Raw genomic sequence first — 18,279 nt, 5'->3', positions numbered from 1 at the left:
GCGGTCGCCTGCTGCTCGCGCGACGTCGCCGCGATTTCGGCGACCGACGTCGTCACCTGCAGCGACGACTGCTGCGCCTGCGACACGAGGCTCGCGAGCTGTTCGGCCATCCGGTTGAAGCCGTCCTGCAGCGTGCCGAATTCGTCGCTGCGGCGCAGGTCGAGCCGCTGCGCGAGGTTGCCGGTGCGCATTGCGTCGTGCACCTCGACGAGCCGCGCCATCGGCCCCGTGATCGCGCGGAACAGCGCATAGCCGGTCGCGAGCGCGACCAGCAGCACGACGCTCAGCGCGGTCGCGAGCGTCGCTTCCGCCGTGTTGACCGACGTGCGGATCTGCCGTGCCGAATCGTCGGCCTGGCCGCGGTTTTCGTCGACCAGCGCGTCCGCGACACGGACTACGTTCTCCCACGCCGTCGTCACGTGCGCAAAGTTGGCCCGCGCAGCCGCGCGGTCGCTCGCCGCCGCATGCGCTGCGTCGTTCAACAGCGGCAGGTACTGGTCGTATGCGGCCCGGAGCGCGGCGAAGCGCGCCTTGTCGTCGTCGCGGAACAGCGTCGCCTCGTATTGCGTCGACGCCTGATCGAAACGCCGCAGCGCTTCCGGAATCCGATCGAGATCGCGCTTCGTGCCGTCCGAATCGCCGTCGCTGAAGATCGCGCGTTCGACCACCGTATAGCTTTGATTGGTCGCGGCGCGCAGCGACGTCGACAGGTACAGGCCCGGCACCGAATCCCGCTGGAGGCTGTCGGCAGCGGCGTCGATCGCCGTCAATCGGGTGTATGAAATCGCGGCCATGACCAGCATCAGCACGAAGATCGCGCCGAAGCTGAGCACGATGCGCGTGCCGAGCGTGAAGCGTCCGCCGCGCAGCAGGGCGGGCAAAGGGGGCGTGCCGGCGCGGGGCGTCGTCGCAGTGGCCATGTCTATCTCCCGTAGGGCTTGGGTCGCCTGGATCCGGCGGCGCGACGTGCGGAGAAAACGATTCGGTCGCGGGTCGGCGCGATCGATCGAATCGTTCCGGACGGGTGCCCGATTGCCGACGCCCCGCATGCTGTCATGCGGCGCGTCTGATCGCAATCGAATTTTTTACGCATTGAGCCATGCTTTTTTCATCCCATTAAGGATAGGTCAATACGCAGACGTTTGCGGAAATTTGAAAGGGAGCAGGGGTAGGTTGCTGCCGGTATTTCGGCTGGCCGGCCGACGATGGGGCATCGGCGGCCTGAAATGCGGAACAATGACGCATGATCGAATCGTCTGAAATCTAATTGAAATGTTTCCGATATGGGGATGTGAGCATGACTATCGATTTTCGTGTCGCCCAACTCGTGAAAGCCACGCAAAGACTCTGTAAGTTGGTGAAGAGGCGGCGGGAGAATGAAGCGATGAAGAAGACGAAATAGTTATATCAAGTTCATAAGTGCATGCCACGTGTCTTCCTCAAGAGTCGTTATCCTTATCAGATAACTTCGTTGGCTGCGGGAGAGTCAGTCCAACCATGCCATGTCGCGAGGCGTTCTTTGAGTATGGCGCGATGACATACCGCGTTCATTTGATGTCTCGGCAGGGAATTTCAGCCTTCACCGCCGGATAACTGCGCAGTTGATCGGTCACAATCTTACGCAGCACCGGGTTTGAGCGCAGCATCCGCCGGAAGAAGCGCTTGCGTGCTGGCAACGCAAACCGCCACCGGGATTGCTACTGCACTCCGATTGCGGCGCCCAATACGTCAGTCGCGCGTACCGGAAATTGACCGCCGCGTTCAAGATAAACGTTTCAATGAGCCGCCGTGCCAACGCCTGGGATAACGCCCCCCGATGGAGAGCTTCCTCAAGACGTTGCAGGTCGAAAGAATCTACCAGACTCACTACGATACGCGTGCCCACGCCCGACGCGGCGCTTGACCAAGCGCAGCACCGATTGATCGATATAGGTTTGCCGACATCCCGCTGCTCTGTCGCTTAAGCCCGACTCACCATAGCGACGACTGAAAGCTGTAGCTTGTGTCGGCACTTTGATTTGGCATTGCGGATGATTTGCGATGAGAGTGCAAAGTTGAACGACAAACATGTAGTCGAACGGCTCCGACTTATCATCCCCGCACAGTCTGTCGGACGAAGGGCTGGAGGATGCGCTGTACGACAGCATTGCGATGCGGGCGTTTGCCGGGATTGATCTGGCCGTCGAGAACGTGCCGGATGCGACCACGCTGCTGAAGTTCCGGCGCCTGCTTCTCGCACATGACCTGACGCGCAAGCTGTTTGACGAAATTGGCATCTCGCTGTGCGAACGCGGGCTGATGATGAAGGAAGGCACGCTGGTCGATGCGACGATCATCGAAGCGTCGCCGTCGACCAAGAACGCCGAGAAGCGTCGCGATCCGGACATGCATCAGACGAAGAAAGGCAACGAGTGGCACTTCGGCATGAAGGCGCACATCGGCGTCGATGCGGATTCGGGGCTGGTTCACAGTGTGGTCGGCACGTCCGCCAACGTGTCGGATGTTTCGCAAGCGCACGCGCTGTTGCACGGTCACGAGCAAGAAGCGTTCGGCGACGTGGACTACATCGGCGTAGACAAGCGCGATGAAATGAGGAGCAAGTCCGTGAAGTGGCGCGTGGCGGCCAAGCGAGGAAAGATCAAGGCGATGCGGGAACAACAAATACCCGCGCACCACCCTCCCACCCTCCCCCGTACCGGCAACCATCAGGCTAACTGTACCGGTACTGTACAGAAAACCGTCGCTACACTGACTCCATCCCAGTCCCGAACACGAATGGAGAATCCGCGATGGACTTCCTCACCCTCAGCGCATTGCCCGCCGGCATGCTGTTCGCGCTCGTCACGTCGATCACGCCCGGCCCGAACAACACGATGCTGCTCGCGTCCGGCGTCAATTTCGGTTTCCGCCGCACGATGCCGCACCTCTTCGGCATCAGCATCGGCGTCGCGATCCTGATGCTGTGCGTCGGTTTCGGCCTCGGTGAAGCATTCCGCCGCGTGCCGTTCCTGTACACGATCCTCGAAGTCGCGAGCGTCGCGTACCTGCTGTACCTCGCCTGGCGCATCGGCACGTCCGGCGAAGTGAAGGCGCAAGGCGCCAAGCCGCGGCCGATGACGTTCCTCGAAGCCGCCGCGTTCCAGTGGGTCAATCCGAAGGCGTGGATGATGGTGCTGACCGCCGCGACGACGATCCGCCTGTCCGCCGACTACGGGATGAACGCCGCGTGGATGGCCGTCGTGTTCATCCTGATCGGCTTTCCGTGCATCAGCCTGTGGGCCGCGTTCGGCCAGGGCCTGCGCCGCTTCCTGTCGAACCGCCGCGCACTGCGCATCTTCAACGTGACGATGGCCGTGCTGCTGATCCTGTCGCTGTATCCGCTCGTCGCGCATCTGCTGCCGCAGTAAGCGCTCACGAGCACAGCCGTTGAGCTTCATGCCGTGCAGGCGTACCCTTTTGGTACGGGCGCGCGCAATCGCTGCGGCGGTTGCGCCGCATCTGCATGGAGGTGGCCGATGAAGCCAATGCTGAAGACGGGCGAGCACATCGAGGGCATGCACTGGGTCGCCGAGTACCACCCGCTCACGCACGAGATTCGCGTGCTGCGCGAGAACATCGAGGTGGGTACGTACTGCGCGCCGCCCACGCTGTTCGGCGACGAGGAAGCGCTGGGCGCCGCGAACCTTGCCGATCATCGCAGCCAGGAGGCCGCGCTGCGCGCGTATCTGCGCAACTTCGTCAAGGAACACGACGCGGAGGAGTAGCGGCGCGGCGGCTGGAATAGCGACGGGCCGCCGAAGCAGCTCGGTCTGTCGTTGTGCGTGTGAGCCGTCTTGCGCCTCACCGCAGCATCCCGATCACACGCAGGGCCGGCGCATCGCCCCGGCCCCGAATCCGCTCAATGCCCGAGCGACTCGATCTTGCCGGACGGCTGCGCGACGCCGTGCGGCCGCGCCGCCTGCTTGATCAGCAACGCGAGGCACGCGAGCAAGCCCGCGACCGCGATCGTCGCGAACACGCCCGCGAACGAGAAGTGCCGGCGCGTCAGTTCGGCGACGAGGAACGACCCGGCGATCCCGCCGAAGCGGCCGACGCCCAGCATCCATGCCACGCCCGTACCGCGCCCTTCGGTCGGATAGAACGCGGCGGCAAGCGCCGGCATCGACGATTGCGCGGTGTTCATCAGCACGCCGGCGATGAACACGACCAGCACGAGCATCCCCACATTGCCTGCCGCCTGCCCGATCGCATACACGCTGATCGCGGTCAGCGCGTAACACACGGCAATCACGCGGTTCGCGTTGAAACGGTCCATCAGCACGCCGCACAGCACCGCGCCGACGCCGCCGAGCGGGAACAGCGCGGAGATCAGCGTCGCGCTCTTCGGCGTCAGACCGGCATCCTTCAGCAGGATCGGCATCCAGTTGATCGACGCGTAGAAGATCACGAGGCCCATGAAATACGCGATCCACAGCATCACCGAGCCGACGATGTACGAGCGCGACACCACGACGCCGATCCCCTTGCCGCCCGTCTGCGGCGCGGCTTCGGTCATCGCGAACGAGCCGGCGTTCAGCGCGTCGCGCGAGATCCGTGCGAGCGTCGCGCGGATCCGCTCGACGCCCTGACCTTGCGCGACCATGAAGCGCACCGATTCCGGCATCTTCAGCAGCAACAGCACGCCGAGCAGCAGCGGCGTCACACCGCCGAGCATCAGCACGCTGCGCCAGCCGAAATGCGGGATCATCCACGCGGCGAGAAAACCGCCGAACGCGGCGCCGAGCGGGAAGCCGCAGAACATCAGGTTGATCACGGTCGCGCGGCGCTTGTCCGGGCAGAACTCGCCCATCATCGTGACCGCGTTCGGCATCGCGGCGCCCAACCCGACGCCGGTAATGAAACGCAGGATCGTCAGGTGTCCGATGGTGTTCGAGAACGCGGACACGAAGCACGCGACGCCGAACAGGAACACCGATCCGAGCAGCAGCGAACGGCGCCCGAGGCGGTCGGACAGCGGGCCCGACACGAGTGCGCCGCACGCGAGGCCGAACAGCGCGGCGCTCAGCACGGGTGCGAGATCGGGTTTGGTGAGGTTCCATTCGCCCAGCAGCGAAGGTGCGATGAAGCCGATCGCGGCCGTATCGAAGCCGTCGAGCAGCACGATCACGAAACACATCAGGAACACGAGCCACTGGAAGCCGCCGAACGGCTGCTCGTTGATGAAGGTCTGGACATCGACCACGGGTGCGCGATTCATCGCGTGTCTCCTATGTAAGCAACGCGGCCTGATGGCCGCGCCTTTCCTTGTTCGCGCGCCGATTCGTCGCCGGCGCGTCATGCATCGTCGACACCGGCCGGCAGTGGCAGGCGTCGCGATCGGGTCACGGCCGGCGCGCGCCGGCCGTGTGATTCAGCCGCATCTAGGCGGCCGCATCCTGTTCCTTGAAGATCTTGTCCGCGAGATGGAACGCGGAATTCGCGGCCGGCACGCCGCAATAGATCGCGGTCTGCAGCAGCACTTCCTTGATCTCGTCGCGCGTCACGCCGTTGTTGCGCGCGGCGCGCAGGTGCAGCGCGAGTTCCTCGCCGCGGTTCAGCGCGACCATCATCGCGATGGTCAGCAGGCTGCGCGTATGGCGCGGCAGGCCGTCGCGCGTCCAGATCTCGCCCCACGCATAGCGCGTGATCAGGTTCTGGAATTCGTCGGTCACTTCGGTGCGGTTCTCGATCGAACGGTCGACGTGCGCGTCGCCGAGCACCGCGCGACGCACCTTCATCCCTGCTTCATAACGTTGCTGGTCGTCCATCGTCGGTGCCTCACGCGGTCAGGAAGTCGAGCAGCGCGCGGTTGAAGCCGTCGGTGCACTCGATGTTCGAAATGTGCGCGGCGTCGAATTCGACGTGACGCGCGCCCGGAATTGCAGCAGCCAGCGCACGGCCCTGGTCGGGCGGCGTCGACATGTCCTTCGCACCGGTCACGACGAGCACCGGCAGCGCGATGCCCTTCACTTCCTCGCGCAGGTCGGCCGCGTTCAGCGCGTCGCAGTTCGCGGCGTAACCGTCCTTGTCGGTATGCACGAACGTGTCGCGGATCGCGTCGAACAGGCGCGGCTCGCGTTCGACGAATGCGTCGGTGAACCAGCGCGGCAGCACGGCGTCGGCCAGCGCGGCCATCCCTTCGGCACGCGCCTTCTGCGCACGCGGCGCCCACACTTCCGGCGAGCCGATCTTCGCGGCGGTGTTCGACAGCACGGCGCGCACGATGCGCGACGGGAAACGCGCGGCGAGCGCGGCGCCGGTCAGGCCGCCCATCGAGATCCCGCAGAAGTGCGCGCGCTCGATGCCGACGTGGTCGAGCAGGCCGATCACGTCGCCCGCGAGCTGGTCGACCGTGTACGAGCCGGCCGGTGCTTCGGAATGGCCGTGGCCGCGCGTGTCGTAGCGCAGGATGTTGAAGTGCTGCGTGAGCGGGCGGATCTGCGGCGCCCACATCTGCAGGTCGGCGCCGAGCGAGTTCGAGAAGACGAGCCACGGCGCGTCGTCGCGCGCGGCACGGTCGATCCGGTAATGCAGTTTCACGCCGTTGACAGTGGCGAAAGGCATCAGTGTTCTCCTGGTTGTGTCGTGCCCGCGTGCAGCGCGAGCACGGCGTCGACGCAGGCCTGCGCCTCGCCGACGTAATGTGCGGGATCGAGCAGCCGCGCGAGCGCGTCGCGCGACAGGTGGGCCGATACGGTCGCATCGGCGGCGAGCACGTCGAACAGCGTCGCGCCGGTGCGCACGGCTTCTTTCGACGCATGCTCGACGACATGATGCGCATCGAGCCGGCCGATCCGGTCGCCAAGGGCGAGCATCACGGCTTCGCCTAGGATCAGCCCGTGCGTCAGCTCGAGGTTCGCGGCAAGGCGCTCGGTGTTCACGTCGAGGCCCGCGACGATCTGCGCGATCTGCGCGAGCGCGCCGCCGGTCAGACGCGCGAGGTCGGGCAGCGCGTCCCATTCGGACTGCCAGCCGCCGAGCGCGCGCTCGTGTTCCTGGACCATCCCCGCGAACACGGTCGCGACGAGGTTCGGCGCGCGCACCGCGGCGGTCAGCACGGCCGCGCAACCGACCGGGTTGCGCTTGTGCGGCATCGTCGACGAGCCGCCCTTGCCGGCGGCCGCCGGTTCGCCGAGCTCGCCGACTTCGGTCTGCATTTGCAGCGACACGTCGCGCGCGATCTTGCCGAGCGTGCCGGTCAGCATCCCGAAGCAGGACGCGGCTTCCGCGATGCGGTCGCGCTGCGTATGCCACGGCACGGCCGGCAGCGCGAGCCGCAGGTCGGCCGCGAGCGCGGCGCTCACGCCGGCCGCGTGCTCGCGCAGGCTCGCCAGCGTGCCGGCCGCGCCGCCGAACTGCAGCACCAGTGCGCGCGCACGCAATTCGGCGAAGCGCGCGCGATGGCGCAGAAGTGCGTCGAGCCATTGCGCGAATTTGAGGCCGAGCGTGATCGGCAGCGCCTGCTGCAGCCACGTGCGGCCGATCATCGGCGTCGCGCGATGCGTGCGCGCGAGCGTCGCGAGCGACGCGCACGCTTCGTCGAGCAGCGGCTCGAGCGCGTCGAGCGTGTCGCGCAGCTGCAGCACGGTCGCGGTATCGATGATGTCCTGGCTCGTCGCGCCCCAGTGCACGAACTTCGCTGCCTCCGGGTCGTCGGCCTTCACTTGCGCGGTGAGCTGCTTGACGAGCGGGATCGCGAGATTGCCGCCGAGCGCCGCGCCGTGCGCGAGCGCGTCGGCGTCGAGCCGGCCGGCGTCGCACGCGCGTTCGATCGGCGCGACCGCGGTGGCGGGAATCACCTGCTGCGCGGCAAGCGCGCGCGCGAGCGCGGCCTCGACGTCGAGCATCCGCTGGATCGTCGCGCGGGGCGACCAGATCCGGTTGAGCGACTCGGTGCCGCAAATGAGGGAGGTCAGGCGGGCGCTGTCTTCGAGCATGGCATCAGATTGGGGAAACGGCGTGCGCTTATTGTCTACCCAAGCGTGCCGGCGTGCGCGGGATCGCGCACGCCGGCACGCTTGCCGGTCAGGCCGCGGCCTTGCGCGTCGCGTCGATCAGCGGCACGCCGGTCAGCTTCTGCAGTTCGTCGAACGACAGGTCGGTGAAGATCTCGCTCACCGCGAGGCCGTCGGCCGTCACGTCGAGCACCGCGAGATCGGTGTAGATGCGGCTCACGCATTGCACGCCGGTGACCGGATACGAGCACTGCGCGACGATCTTGCTCTCGCCCTGCTTCGTCAGGTGCTCCATCATCACGAACACCTGCTTCGCGCCGATCGCGAGGTCCATCGCGCCGCCGACGGCCGGAATCGCATCCGGCGCGCCCGTATGCCAGTTCGCGAGATCGCCGTTCGCCGACACCTGGAACGCGCCGAGCACGCAGTAGTCGAGGTGGCCGCCGCGCATCATCGCGAACGAATCCGAGTGGTGGAAATACGCGCCGCCGGTGAGCAGCGTCACGTGCTGCTTGCCGGCGTTGATCAGTTCGTCGTCTTCCTCGCCGGGCGCGGGCGCCGGGCCCATGCCGAGCAGGCCGTTCTCGCTGTGCAGGAAGATCTCCTTGCTCGGGTCGAGGTGGTTCGCCACCAGCGTCGGCACGCCGATGCCGAGGTTCACGTACGCGCCTTCGGGGATGTCCTGGGCAACGCGCTTGGCCATTTCATCGCGGGTCAGTCGTTTCATGTCGGGTCTCCTCAGTCAGGCAGCTTGCGATGCAGCATGTTCGGCGGCGAGCTCGGCCGCGTGCGCGGCCTGCGGCACTTCGACGACGCGCTGCACGAAAATGCCCGGCGTCACGATGTGTTCCGGGTTCAGCCCGCCGAGCGGCACGACTTCCGACACCTGCACGATCGCGACCTTCGCGGCGCTCGCCATGATCGGCCCGAAGTTGCGCGCGGTCTTGCGATAGACGAGGTTGCCCCAGCGATCGCCCTTGTACGCCTTGACCAGCGCGAAATCGGCGTGGATCGGCGTCTCGAACACGTACGACTTGCCGTCGATCACGCGCGTTTCCTTGCCTTCCGCGAGCTTCGTGCCGAAGCCGGTCGGCGTGAAGAAGCCGCCGATGCCGGCGCCCGCCGCGCGAATCCGCTCCGCGAGGTTGCCCTGCGGCACGAGCTCCAGCTCGATCTCGCCCGCGCGGTACAGCGCGTCGAACACCTGCGAGTCGCTCTGGCGCGGGAACGAGCAGATGATCTTGCGCACCCGCTTCGCCTTGAGCAGCGCCGCGAGGCCGGTCTCGCCGTTGCCCGCGTTGTTGTTGACGATCGTCAGGCCGCGCGCGCCCTGCTCGATCAGCGCGTCGATCAGCTCGGACGGCATGCCTGCCGTGCCGAACCCGCCGATCATGATGGTCGCGCCGTCGTGGACGTCCGCGACCGCCGATTGAAGCGATTCGAAAATCTTGTTGACCATGTCTCTTCCTGATACGAACCCGCGGCACGATGCGCGGCCTGTCGAGGGGACACGCGCGTGTCGCGTGCCGCGTCGAAGGCCGTCGTCGACCCTCGGCATTTGTTCGCTATTCGAACCGAGATTCGATTAGCGAACGATGGGCCGATCATAGAGTCGCGCACAGCGCGTTGTCAAGGCGGGATCCCTCGGGGGGCGTCTGGTCGTCGAACGGCAGGCCGACGTAGTTTTCGGCGAGCGACTGCGCGGCGGCCCGCGAGCGCGTCACGTACTTCAGCTCGGCAAACTTCAGGCGATTGACGAACGGCGAGTCCTCCGGCGACGCATGCAGCATGTTCGTCATGAAGTACGAGAAATGCTCGGCGCGCCACACGCGTTCGAGACAGGTCGCCGAGTAGCGCTCGAGCGGCGTCGCGTCGCCGTTGCGGTAGCGGGCGCCGAGCGCGCGGGACAGCGCGCGGACGTCGGCCACCGCGAGGTTCATCCCCTTCGCGCCGGTCGGCGGCACGATGTGCGCGGCGTCGCCGGCGAGGAACAGGCGGCCGTGCTGCATCGTCTCCGACACGAAGCTGCGCATCGGCGTCACGCTCTTCTGCGTGATCCGGCCCTCGGTCGGCGTCCAGCCGGTGTCGTTCGAGAAGCGCGTGTGCAGTTCGTCCCAGATCCGCGCGTCGGACCATTCGGCGAGGTCTTCGTCGGGCTTGCACTGCAGGTAGAGGCGCGTGACCGTCGGCGAGCGCATCGAGAACAGTGCGAAACCGTTGTCGTGATGCGCGTAGACGAGTTCGTCGAGCGACGGCGCCGCGTCGGCGAGGATGCCGAGCCACGCGAACGGATAGACGCGCTCGAACGTGTTCAGCCGCTCGGCCGGAATCGTCTGGCGCGCGATGCCGTGAAAGCCGTCGCAGCCGGCGATGTAGTCGCAGTCGATGCGGTCTTCGCGGCCGTCGGCATGCTTGAACGTGACGAACGGGCGCTCGCTCTCGACATCGTGCAGCGCAACGTCGCTCACTTCGAAATGCATCGCGTGGCCGTGCTCGACGCCGGCCGCGATCAGGTCGCGCACCACTTCGTGCTGGCTGTAGACGGTGATCGCGCGCCCGCCGGTGAGCGCGCTCAGGTCGATGCGATGGCGCTGGCCCGAGAACAGCAGCTCGATGCCGTGGTGTTCGAGCCCTTCGCGGCGCATCCGGTCGCCGAGGCCGGCTTCGTTCAGCGTGTCGACCGTGCCCTGCTCCAGCACGCCGGCGCGGATGCGGTTCTCGCAATATTCGCGCGAACGCGCCTCGACGAGGATGGAATCCACGCCTTGCAGGCGCAGCAGATGGGAAAGCAAAAGGCCGGACGGACCGGCGCCGATGATGGCGACCTGGGTGCGCATTGTTCGTCTCCTGAACATTGGTTCGAGTAATGGAACCCATTTGAGCGCTTTCCCGACTATGCAGCAACGCGATTCAGGAGATATGTTGTATACGCTTTGAAGATACTGGCTCCCGTGATGGATACGCTCGATCTGAACCTGATTCCGTACCTCGTCGCGCTGGACGACACGCGCAACGTCAGCCGCGCCGGCGACCTGCTCGGCGTGAGCCAGCCGCGCGTGAGCACCGCGCTCGGCCGCCTGCGCGAGTATTTCGGCGATCCGCTGTTCGTGCGCACGTCGCGCGGGATGGAGCCGACGCCACGCGCGCTCGCGCTGCTGCCGGCCGCGCGCGATGCGCTCGCGCAGATCGAGCGCGGCCTCGTCGCGCCGCACGACTTTGATCCGGCGGCGAGCACGCATACGTTCTCGATCGCGCTGTCGGACGTCGGCGAGATCGTGTTCCTGCCGAAGCTGCTGCAGGCGTTCGCGACACGCGCGCCGCACGCGAACCTGCGCTCGGTCTCGCTCGCGCACGACGAAGTCGGCCGCGGCCTCGAAGCCGGCTCGATCGATCTCGCGGTCGGCTATTTCCCCGATCTCGACGGCAACAACTTCTTCCAGCAGCGTCTGTTTACACACCGGTTCGTCTGCCTGATGCGGCGCGGCCATCCGCTCGAACAGGCGCGCCCGTTCACGGCCGAGCAGTTCCTCGCATGCGGGCATGCGGTGGTGCGCGCCGAAGGGCGCAGCCAGGAGGTGCTCGAGAAATACCTCGCGAAGCAGCGCATGCAGCGCCGCGCGGTGCTCGAGACGCCGCACTTCATGAGCCTACCGTTCATCCTGAGCCGCACCGACCTGATCGCGACGGTGCCGCATGCGATCGGCTATGCGTATGCGGCGGAGCACGCGTTCATCGTGCCGGTCGAGCCGCCGGTGCCGCTGCCGCGCTTCGACCTGAAGCAGCACTGGCATCGCAAGTTCCACAACGATCCGCGCACCGCGTGGCTGCGCGGCGTCGTCGCGTCGCTGTTCAACGACGAGCAGGACGAGTGGCCGAAGTGACGCGGGGTGTGCGGCAGGCCGCACGCACGACCCGCGAAAGCATGAAACAATGACCGGATATCCGCGCCGCCGCAGGCGGCCGCATTCGATGGAGCGACTAGATGGGTAAAAAGAACGCGCGGCCCGAGCCGGCCGCATCCCGGCCGAGCCGCGAAGAAGCGGAGGATGCCGTTCGCGTGCTGCTGCGCTGGGCCGGCGACGATCCCGCCCGCGAAGGGCTGCTCGACACGCCGGCGCGCGTCGTGCGCGCATACGAAGAGTTCTTCGCCGGCTATGCGCTGGAACCGCGCGACATCCTCGCGCGCACGTTCAGCGAAGTCGACGGCTACGACGAGATGATCGTGCTGAAGGACATCCGCTTCGAGAGCTACTGCGAGCACCACATGGTGCCGATCATCGGCCGCGCGCACGTCGCGTATCTGCCGAACCATCGCGTCGTCGGCATCTCGAAGCTCGCGCGTCTCGTCGACGCGTTCGCGAAGCGCCTGCAGATCCAGGAAAAGATGACCGTGCAGATCGCCGACACGCTGTTCGACGTGCTGCAGCCGAAGGGCGTCGGCGTGATCCTCGAAGCCGCGCACCAGTGCATCTCGACGCGCGGCATTCACAAGCCGGGCGTCGAAATGGTCACGTCGCGCATGCTCGGCACGTTCCGCACCGATCCGTCGACGCGGCGCGAATTCCTGTCGATCGTCGCCAATCCTTCTTCAGTCAACCTGACGAATACGTAATGCAGTCCACGAAGCAAGCGGCACACGCGCCGGTCGTGCTCGTGACCGGCGCCGCGCGCCGGGCCGGGCGCGCGTTCGCCGAGTATTTCGCCGCGCACGGCTATCGCACCGCGGTCCACTACGACCGCTCCGCCGATGCCGCACAGGCGGCGGCCCGCGCGATCGCCGAACGCGGGCATGATTCGGTCGCGTTGCAGGCCGACCTGTCGGATGCCGCGCAGATCACCGCGCTGATCGACCAGGTCTATGCGCGCTTCGGCCGCCTCGACGTGCTGGTCAACAACGCGTCGGTGTTCTGGCAGGACCATTTCCCGAGCTTCGACCTCGCGGCATTCGACCAGGCGTGGGCCGTCAACTGCCGCGCGCCGATCCTGCTCACGCGCGCGTTCTACGAACGGGCCCGCGCGGCCGGCACGCAGGGCGTCGTCGTCAACGTGGTCGACCAGAAGATCAAGGAAAACTTCCACCGCGACCATTTCAGCTACACGGTCGCGAAGGCCGCGCTCGGCAACCTCACGCAGATGCTCGCGCTGTCGTCGTCGCCGGTGCTGCGCGTGAATGCGGTGTTCCCGGGGCTGATGCTGCCGAGCGACGACCAGACGCAGGCCGACTTCGAACACGCGAGCCGCGCGTCGACGCCGCTCGCGCGCATCGCCGGCCCCGACGACGTCGCGAGCGCGATCCTGCTGTTGACGGGCAGCGCGTACAACGGCGTGGATTTCGTCGTCGATGCGGGGCAGAACCTGATCCGCGTCGACCAGGACGTGCTCTACAAGCATCGCTCGCCGGCCGGCAAGCACTGACGAAGCGGGGGCGCGGCGGCAGCCGTGCACCCTCTTGGCACACCGGTATGCGGGTGTCGGCGCGCGCCTTCGCTGCGCCTGCGCCTGCGCCGCGCGAACGACAGTTTCGCCGTTCGCGCGCCGCGTTACGGCTTCTCGCCGCTGCCGCCTTCGCGGACCTTGCCCTGCGCGACGCTCGTGCCGGGCGGCACGCTGTGCGTAAGCCACACGTTGCCGCCGATCACCGAGCCGCGCCCGATCGTCACGCGGCCGAGAATGGTCGCGCCCGCATAGATCACCACGTCGTCCTCGACGATCGGATGCCGCGCGTTGCCCTTCACCAGCGTGCCGTCCCCATCGGCCGGGAAGCTCTTCGCGCCGAGCGTGACGGCCTGGTACACGCGCACGCGCTCGCCGATGATCGCGGTTTCGCCGATCACGACACCGGTGCCGTGATCGATGAAGAAGCTCGGGCCGATCTGCGCGCCCGGGTGAATGTCGATGCCGGTGGCGGAGTGCGCGATTTCATTGATGAAACGGGCGAGCAGCGGCACACCGAGTTGGTGCAGCGCATGCGCGAGCCGATGGTGCATCATCGCGAACACGCCGGGATAGCACAGCAGGATCTCGGTGATGTGCTGCGCGGCCGGATCGCCCGCGTAGGCGGCCTGGATGTCGCTGACCAGCAGCGCGCGAACCGCCGGCAACTGCCGGCCGAACTCGCGCGCGATCTCGAACGCGCGTTCGTCGAGTTCCGCGAACGGCGTGTCCGCATGCTCGGGCAGGAACGGCAGCGCGCGGCGGATCTGTTCGGACAGGATCCGCAGCGTGCTTTCGAGCGTGTGGCCGACGTAGTAGTCGACGCTTTCGTCGGTCAGATCCGGCGCGCCGTAGTGCGTCGGGAACATCGACGCACGCAGGCCGGTGACGATCTTGCAGATCGCGTCGCGCGACGGCAGCTCGCGGATGCCGCGCGGATGACGCGTGCGGTGAAGTTCCTCGCGCGATTCGCGCAAGCCGGCAACGATTTCTTCGAGGCCCCACTGACGGGCGGGTGATGTCGACATATGCCAATGCAGGCAGCCGCGCGCGATCGCACGGCCGCTAATAAAGTGACGGGTTCCGCAAGATTACCGCGTTTTCGCCGGGCAGCGGCACGCCGGGGGATCGGCCGGACGGCCGCCGCTGCCGCCGCTGCCGCCGCGCGACGGCGTCAGATCGTGACGCTGCTCGCGTCGATCCAGCGCACGGCCCAGTCGCGCGCATGCGCGATCGCGTCGCCTTCGTCGTTGAACTGGAGCTCGCTCGGGAAAAAACGGTTCGCGACGAGTTCCCCGTCACTCGATCGGGAGATCACGACGTAGGGCTTGAACGACCCGTCAGTGGCGCGCGCGGGCGCGCAATTCAACAGATAACCGCGGTGCGTGAAGGCAGTAGTCGCTTGCATGAATCCGCCACCTCTAGTCCCTTTGCTTGTTGTTCGCTACCCGTCTCTAAGGGTGCTGCGGCGCCCGGTGCGGGCAGAGTCGGCGCGTACTGCATCCCCTGTCGCCGCTTCGCAGGAAAAGAATCATACTCTGTAGAAAACGGGTGTTCTAGCTGAAATAAATCATGACAAATCAGTGCGCGCCACGCGACCGCGGCGATCGCCCGCGCACCATTTTCCCGTCTTGCCCGGAACGGGATTTGCTTCGATCCGGAGCGCTACGCCGCCAGGAGAGCCGTGATGGAAACGTCAGCTCAAGCGCACGCCGCGCATCCGCGCAGCATCGAACTCGACAACGACGACACGCACGACAGCACCGTCGACACCGACGGCAAGAATCGCGAGGCGGCGCGTCTCGCGAGCGGCAACCCCTTCCCGCCCGACCAGATCACGGGCAGCAACGCGTCGCTCGTCAACGCGATGCCCGAGGCCGGTGACGGCTTCGCCGGCTTCGACAGCCGGCCGGGCGGCAATCATCCTGCGTTCGCGCTGCGGGCCGGCTACATGGTGATCGAGAAGGGGTTCGACGCGCCGTCGCACGCGGGCGACGCGCCGTACGGCCCGGTTCACCGGATGTACGGCAGCGCGCACTGGCCCGGCCACGGACGCCGGCCGGAACGGGTGATCGAAATCACCGCGGTGCCGCGGTAACGCACGTAGCGTTTGAATCGATCGTTCGATCGGCGGGTTGAAGGGCGCCGACGGCCGACGGCGGCGGACCGGCGTGCGCGTTCGCGCGCCGGCCGGTCGCTCGGTGCGCAGGCGGTGCGATCTTCCGAATCGGCGCCGGAATCGATATCGGCGCCCGGTTCGGGTTCGGCACGCGGGATTTCACGACGCCGATGCATCGGCATTGATCGAAGTCACGTCCTCGCGATACGGATGCGATTCAATGCCCATTCGCGACCGCCGGCACGTCGCTGCAAAGTCCCCGCCGTTGGTTTACCCTGCCTCGCAGCGACGCACGGCCGTTCGGCCGATTTCCGTTCAATCCGCCACTCGGAGACACTATGTACAAGCGCATTCTGGTTGCCATCGACGGCAGCGACACCGCACGCCACGCGTTCGACGCCGCCCTCGCGCTCGCAAAGGAGCACGGTGCCGAACTGCAGCCGTTCTACGTCGTCGAAAACGCCGCGATCTACTACAACGTGCCGGGCTACGACCCGTCCGTGCTGCGCGATCAGCTCATCGCGCAAGGCAATGCGCTCGCGGCGGATTTCAGGAAGCTGATGCAGGCGGCCGGCGTGAAGGGCGAGACGCTGACGAGCGAGGCGTCGTCGCTCAACGACGTGTCGACGCTGATCCTCGACGGTGCGAAAGCATTCGGCGCCGACCTCCTCGTGCTCGGCACGCACGGCCGCCGCGGGTTCCGTCGCCTCGTGCTCGGCAGCATCGCCGAACAGTGCGTGCGGCATGCGACGCTGCCCGTGCTGCTGATCCCGGCCGCCGCGCATACGGACGATCAGGAAGGCTGAGCGGTGTCGGCATCGGCATCGGCATCGGCGTGCGCGGCGCGGCGCGCACGCGCAGCGGCGTGCCTGCACGCAGGCCGCTGCAATGCCCGCGGCATGTGCGCGCGGTCGCGACGTTTTGTCGCCCGACAGCGGCAACTTGCGGTGGGACAATGATTCCGTCGATTCAATGCCGGAGTAAACGATCATGTTGACGCCCGTCGCCACACGCCCCGCCGTACCGCCCCATGCAGGCACCTGGGCGCCCCGCCAGGCCCCGCACTGCTCGTCGTGCGCAATGCGGCACCTGTGCATGCCGCAGGGCCTCGCACCCGACGCGCTCAGCCGCCTCGAATCGGTCATCTGCGCGGCACGCCCGGTCAAGCGCGGCGAAGCGCTGTTCCGCGAAGGCGACACCTTCGACAACCTGTACGCCGTGCGCTCGGGTTCGCTGAAAACCGTCGCCACGCGCCACGACGGCCGCGAGCAGGTCACCGGCCTGCACCTCGCGGGCGAGGCGCTCGGCCTCGACGGCATCTGCGACGACACGCACCCGCGCACCGCGGTCGCGCTGGAAGACAGCTCGGTCTGCGTGATTCCGTACAGCGCGCTCAAGTCGCTGTGCTCGGAAGCCGGCACGATGCAGCTGCGCATGCACAAGCTGATGAGCGAACAGATCGTGCGCGAAACGTCGCAGACCATGCTGCTCGGTTCGCTGAACGCCGAAGAGCGCGTCGCCGCATTCCTGCTCGACGTGTCGGCACGCTACCTGAAGCGCGGTTACTCGCCGTCGGAATTCAACCTGCGAATGACGCGCGAAGACATCGGCAGCTACCTCGGCATGACGCTCGAAACGGTCAGCCGCACACTGTCGAAGTTCCAGAAGCGCGGCCTGATCGAAATGCACGGCCGCCTCGTGCAGATCGTCGACTTCGACGGCCTGCACCACGTCTGACCCCGCGCGGCGCGTGACCTGCGCGCCGCCGCCGGCCGCCATTCGCCGCGCCCGCCTCGATCAGTCGAGAAACAGCGCGGCGCGCGCCTTCAGTGCCGCGCTGAAGTCGTCGAGCCAGCCGATCGACAGGCGCCAGCTCTGCCAGTACAGATCGATATCGACGGTCCGCCCGCGCGACATGTCGACCAGTTCGCCCGCCGCCAGCTGGCGATCGACCATCCGGTCCGGGCACATCCCCCATCCCAGCCCCGTTTCGCAAGCGCGCAGGTAGCCCGCGACGTGCGGGATCCAGTGTTGCGGCGGATCGAGATCCGCGCGCGTCACGCGCCGGATGAAGCGCGCCTGCAAGCCGTCCTTCGAATTGAACATCACGCACGGCGCGCGGCGCAGCGCATCGCGCGTGATGCCCGCACCAAAATAGCGCGCGTAAAACGCCGGCGAACACACCGCGCGATAGCGGATACGCCCGAGCCGCGTCGACCGGCACCCCTGGATCGGCTCGGCCTGCGCGGTCACCGCGCCCTGCACGCTGCCATCGCGAATTCGCGCGGCCGTATGGTCCTGGTCGTCGATCACGAGGTCGAGCAAGGTCTCGCGCTCGGTGCAGAACGGCCCGACCGCATCGATGAACCAGGTCGCGACGCTGTCGTCGTTGACGGCGACACGCAACGTCGGCCATGCGCTCGCGATCTGGCCCGGCAAGGCGGGCATCCGGCCGCCCAGTTCGGCCTCGAGCAATTGCACGCGCTCGGTATGCCGGCACAGCAGCGCACCCGACGTCGTCGCGACGCACGGCTGCCCGCGCTTGACGAGCACGCTGCCGACACGCTCCTCCAGCAGTTTCACGCGCTGCGATACCGCCGACGGCGTGACGTTCAGCTCCTTGGCCGCCCGCTCGAACGAACCGTGCCGGATCACCGCCGCGAGGGCATCGAGCAATGCGTAGTCGAGCATTAGATTTCCTTAATCTGCATTAGGTGAATTAGCTTCTCTTAT

Annotated in this window: 19 protein-coding genes and 3 pseudogenes; 10 read left to right on the top strand and 12 right to left on the bottom strand. The window is 66.8% G+C overall.

The window, feature by feature from the left end; translation table 11 throughout:
* Positions 1-920 (bottom strand): methyl-accepting chemotaxis protein (locus tag DID99_RS29815; RefSeq protein ID WP_148091656.1); only part of this gene is annotated, 920 nt, incomplete at its 3' end.
* Between the two features lie 645 nt (positions 921-1,565).
* Positions 1,566-1,670 (bottom strand): annotated as a pseudogene (locus DID99_RS38375) (IS6 family transposase); the annotation flags it as partial.
* Between DID99_RS38375 and DID99_RS29805 the strand changes: the two are divergent.
* The 4 genes and pseudogenes from DID99_RS29805 to DID99_RS29790 all read left to right on the top strand — a co-directional run.
* Positions 1,665-1,891, top strand: a pseudogene (locus tag DID99_RS29805) (IS3 family transposase); the annotation flags it as partial. The pseudogenes DID99_RS38375 and DID99_RS29805 sit on opposite strands and share 6 nt — an antisense overlap.
* A 215-nt stretch (positions 1,892-2,106) precedes the next feature.
* A pseudogene (locus tag DID99_RS29800) lies at positions 2,107-2,655 on the top strand (IS5 family transposase); the annotation flags it as partial.
* A gap of 134 nt (positions 2,656-2,789) precedes the next feature.
* Positions 2,790-3,407, top strand: coding sequence for a LysE family translocator (locus DID99_RS29795; protein WP_124668113.1), 618 nt, complete (start codon positions 2,790-2,792; stop codon positions 3,405-3,407).
* A gap of 108 nt (positions 3,408-3,515) precedes the next feature.
* Positions 3,516-3,764, top strand: coding sequence for a hypothetical protein (locus DID99_RS29790; protein ID WP_124524124.1), 249 nt, complete (start codon positions 3,516-3,518; stop codon positions 3,762-3,764).
* 134 nt (positions 3,765-3,898) lie between these two features.
* On the opposite strand, the gene DID99_RS29785 is transcribed toward DID99_RS29790, so the two are convergent.
* The 7 genes from DID99_RS29785 to pobA all read right to left on the bottom strand — a co-directional run bounded on the left by DID99_RS29785 (position 3,899) and on the right by pobA (position 10,831).
* Positions 3,899-5,257: an MFS transporter gene (locus DID99_RS29785; RefSeq protein ID WP_124668112.1), complete on the bottom strand. Its 1,359-nt coding sequence runs from the start codon at positions 5,255-5,257 to the stop codon at positions 3,899-3,901.
* A 163-nt stretch (positions 5,258-5,420) separates the two neighbouring features.
* Positions 5,421-5,807, bottom strand: coding sequence for a 4-carboxymuconolactone decarboxylase (pcaC, locus tag DID99_RS29780; protein ID WP_044846455.1), 387 nt, complete (start codon positions 5,805-5,807; stop codon positions 5,421-5,423).
* 10 nt (positions 5,808-5,817) lie between these two features.
* Complete coding sequence (gene pcaD, locus DID99_RS29775; protein ID WP_124489020.1) at positions 5,818-6,603, bottom strand: 3-oxoadipate enol-lactonase; 786 nt, start codon at positions 6,601-6,603, stop codon at positions 5,818-5,820.
* Entirely contained in the window at positions 6,603-7,976 is a 1,374-nt protein-coding gene (locus DID99_RS29770) for a 3-carboxy-cis,cis-muconate cycloisomerase (protein ID WP_124668111.1), read from the bottom strand. Before DID99_RS29770 ends, pcaD begins: the two co-directional genes overlap by 1 nt.
* A gap of 88 nt (positions 7,977-8,064) precedes the next feature.
* Positions 8,065-8,721: a CoA transferase subunit B gene (locus tag DID99_RS29765; protein WP_012365076.1), complete on the bottom strand. Its 657-nt coding sequence runs from the start codon at positions 8,719-8,721 to the stop codon at positions 8,065-8,067.
* A gap of 15 nt (positions 8,722-8,736) precedes the next feature.
* Entirely contained in the window at positions 8,737-9,453 is a 717-nt protein-coding gene (locus DID99_RS29760) for a 3-oxoacid CoA-transferase subunit A (protein WP_124489018.1), read from the bottom strand.
* A gap of 145 nt (positions 9,454-9,598) precedes the next feature.
* On the bottom strand, positions 9,599-10,831 hold the full coding sequence (pobA, locus tag DID99_RS29755) for a 4-hydroxybenzoate 3-monooxygenase (protein WP_044846459.1): 1,233 nt from the start codon (positions 10,829-10,831) through the stop codon (positions 9,599-9,601).
* A 117-nt stretch (positions 10,832-10,948) separates the two neighbouring features.
* Between pobA and DID99_RS29750 the strand changes: the two genes are divergently transcribed.
* The 3 genes from DID99_RS29750 (at position 10,949) to DID99_RS29740 (ending at position 13,409) form a co-directional block, all read left to right on the top strand.
* Positions 10,949-11,875, top strand: coding sequence for a LysR family transcriptional regulator (locus DID99_RS29750; RefSeq protein WP_044846460.1), 927 nt, complete (start codon positions 10,949-10,951; stop codon positions 11,873-11,875).
* Between the two features lie 101 nt (positions 11,876-11,976).
* The gene (gene folE / locus DID99_RS29745; RefSeq protein WP_044846461.1) at positions 11,977-12,606 is read left to right on the top strand and encodes a GTP cyclohydrolase I FolE; all 630 of its coding nucleotides are present in this window, start codon (positions 11,977-11,979) and stop codon (positions 12,604-12,606) included.
* Complete coding sequence (locus DID99_RS29740) at positions 12,606-13,409, top strand: SDR family oxidoreductase (protein WP_044846462.1); 804 nt, start codon at positions 12,606-12,608, stop codon at positions 13,407-13,409. The genes folE and DID99_RS29740 overlap by 1 nt, the downstream gene beginning before the upstream one ends.
* 125 nt (positions 13,410-13,534) lie before the next feature.
* Here the strand turns inward: DID99_RS29740 and epsC are convergent, their stop codons facing one another.
* Both epsC and DID99_RS29730 read right to left on the bottom strand, forming a co-directional pair.
* Entirely contained in the window at positions 13,535-14,455 is a 921-nt protein-coding gene (gene epsC, locus DID99_RS29735; RefSeq protein ID WP_124524118.1) for a serine O-acetyltransferase EpsC, read from the bottom strand.
* Between the two features lie 146 nt (positions 14,456-14,601).
* Positions 14,602-14,835, bottom strand: a complete 234-nt coding sequence (locus DID99_RS29730; protein WP_044846464.1) for a hypothetical protein — start codon at positions 14,833-14,835, stop codon at positions 14,602-14,604.
* Between the two features lie 279 nt (positions 14,836-15,114).
* Here DID99_RS29730 and DID99_RS29725 point away from each other — a divergent pair, with 279 nt between their 5' ends.
* From DID99_RS29725 to fnr, 3 genes are all read left to right on the top strand, one after another.
* The gene (locus DID99_RS29725; RefSeq protein ID WP_044846465.1) at positions 15,115-15,525 is read left to right on the top strand and encodes a DUF3005 domain-containing protein; all 411 of its coding nucleotides are present in this window, start codon (positions 15,115-15,117) and stop codon (positions 15,523-15,525) included.
* Positions 15,526-15,884: 359 nt separating this feature from the next.
* Positions 15,885-16,352 carry a universal stress protein gene (locus tag DID99_RS29720; protein ID WP_124489012.1) on the top strand — a complete coding sequence of 156 codons (468 nt, stop codon included), beginning with the start codon at positions 15,885-15,887 and terminating at the stop codon, positions 16,350-16,352.
* A 184-nt stretch (positions 16,353-16,536) separates the two neighbouring features.
* A complete protein-coding gene (gene fnr / locus DID99_RS29715; protein ID WP_124668110.1) occupies positions 16,537-17,283 on the top strand; it encodes a fumarate/nitrate reduction transcriptional regulator Fnr in 747 nt (248 codons plus the stop codon).
* Positions 17,284-17,343: 60 nt separating this feature from the next.
* Here the strand turns inward: fnr and DID99_RS29710 are convergent, their stop codons facing one another.
* Positions 17,344-18,237: a LysR family transcriptional regulator ArgP gene (locus DID99_RS29710; RefSeq protein WP_124663577.1), complete on the bottom strand. Its 894-nt coding sequence runs from the start codon at positions 18,235-18,237 to the stop codon at positions 17,344-17,346.
* Between the last annotated feature and the right edge of the window lie 42 nt (positions 18,238-18,279).

Origin of the sequence: Burkholderia sp. Bp8986, assembly GCF_003854225.1 — a bacterium.
Lineage (GTDB): Bacteria > Pseudomonadota > Gammaproteobacteria > Burkholderiales > Burkholderiaceae > Burkholderia.
The sequence above is the reverse complement of the archived record's forward strand: the minus strand, read 5'-3'. Positions and strand labels throughout refer to the sequence as shown.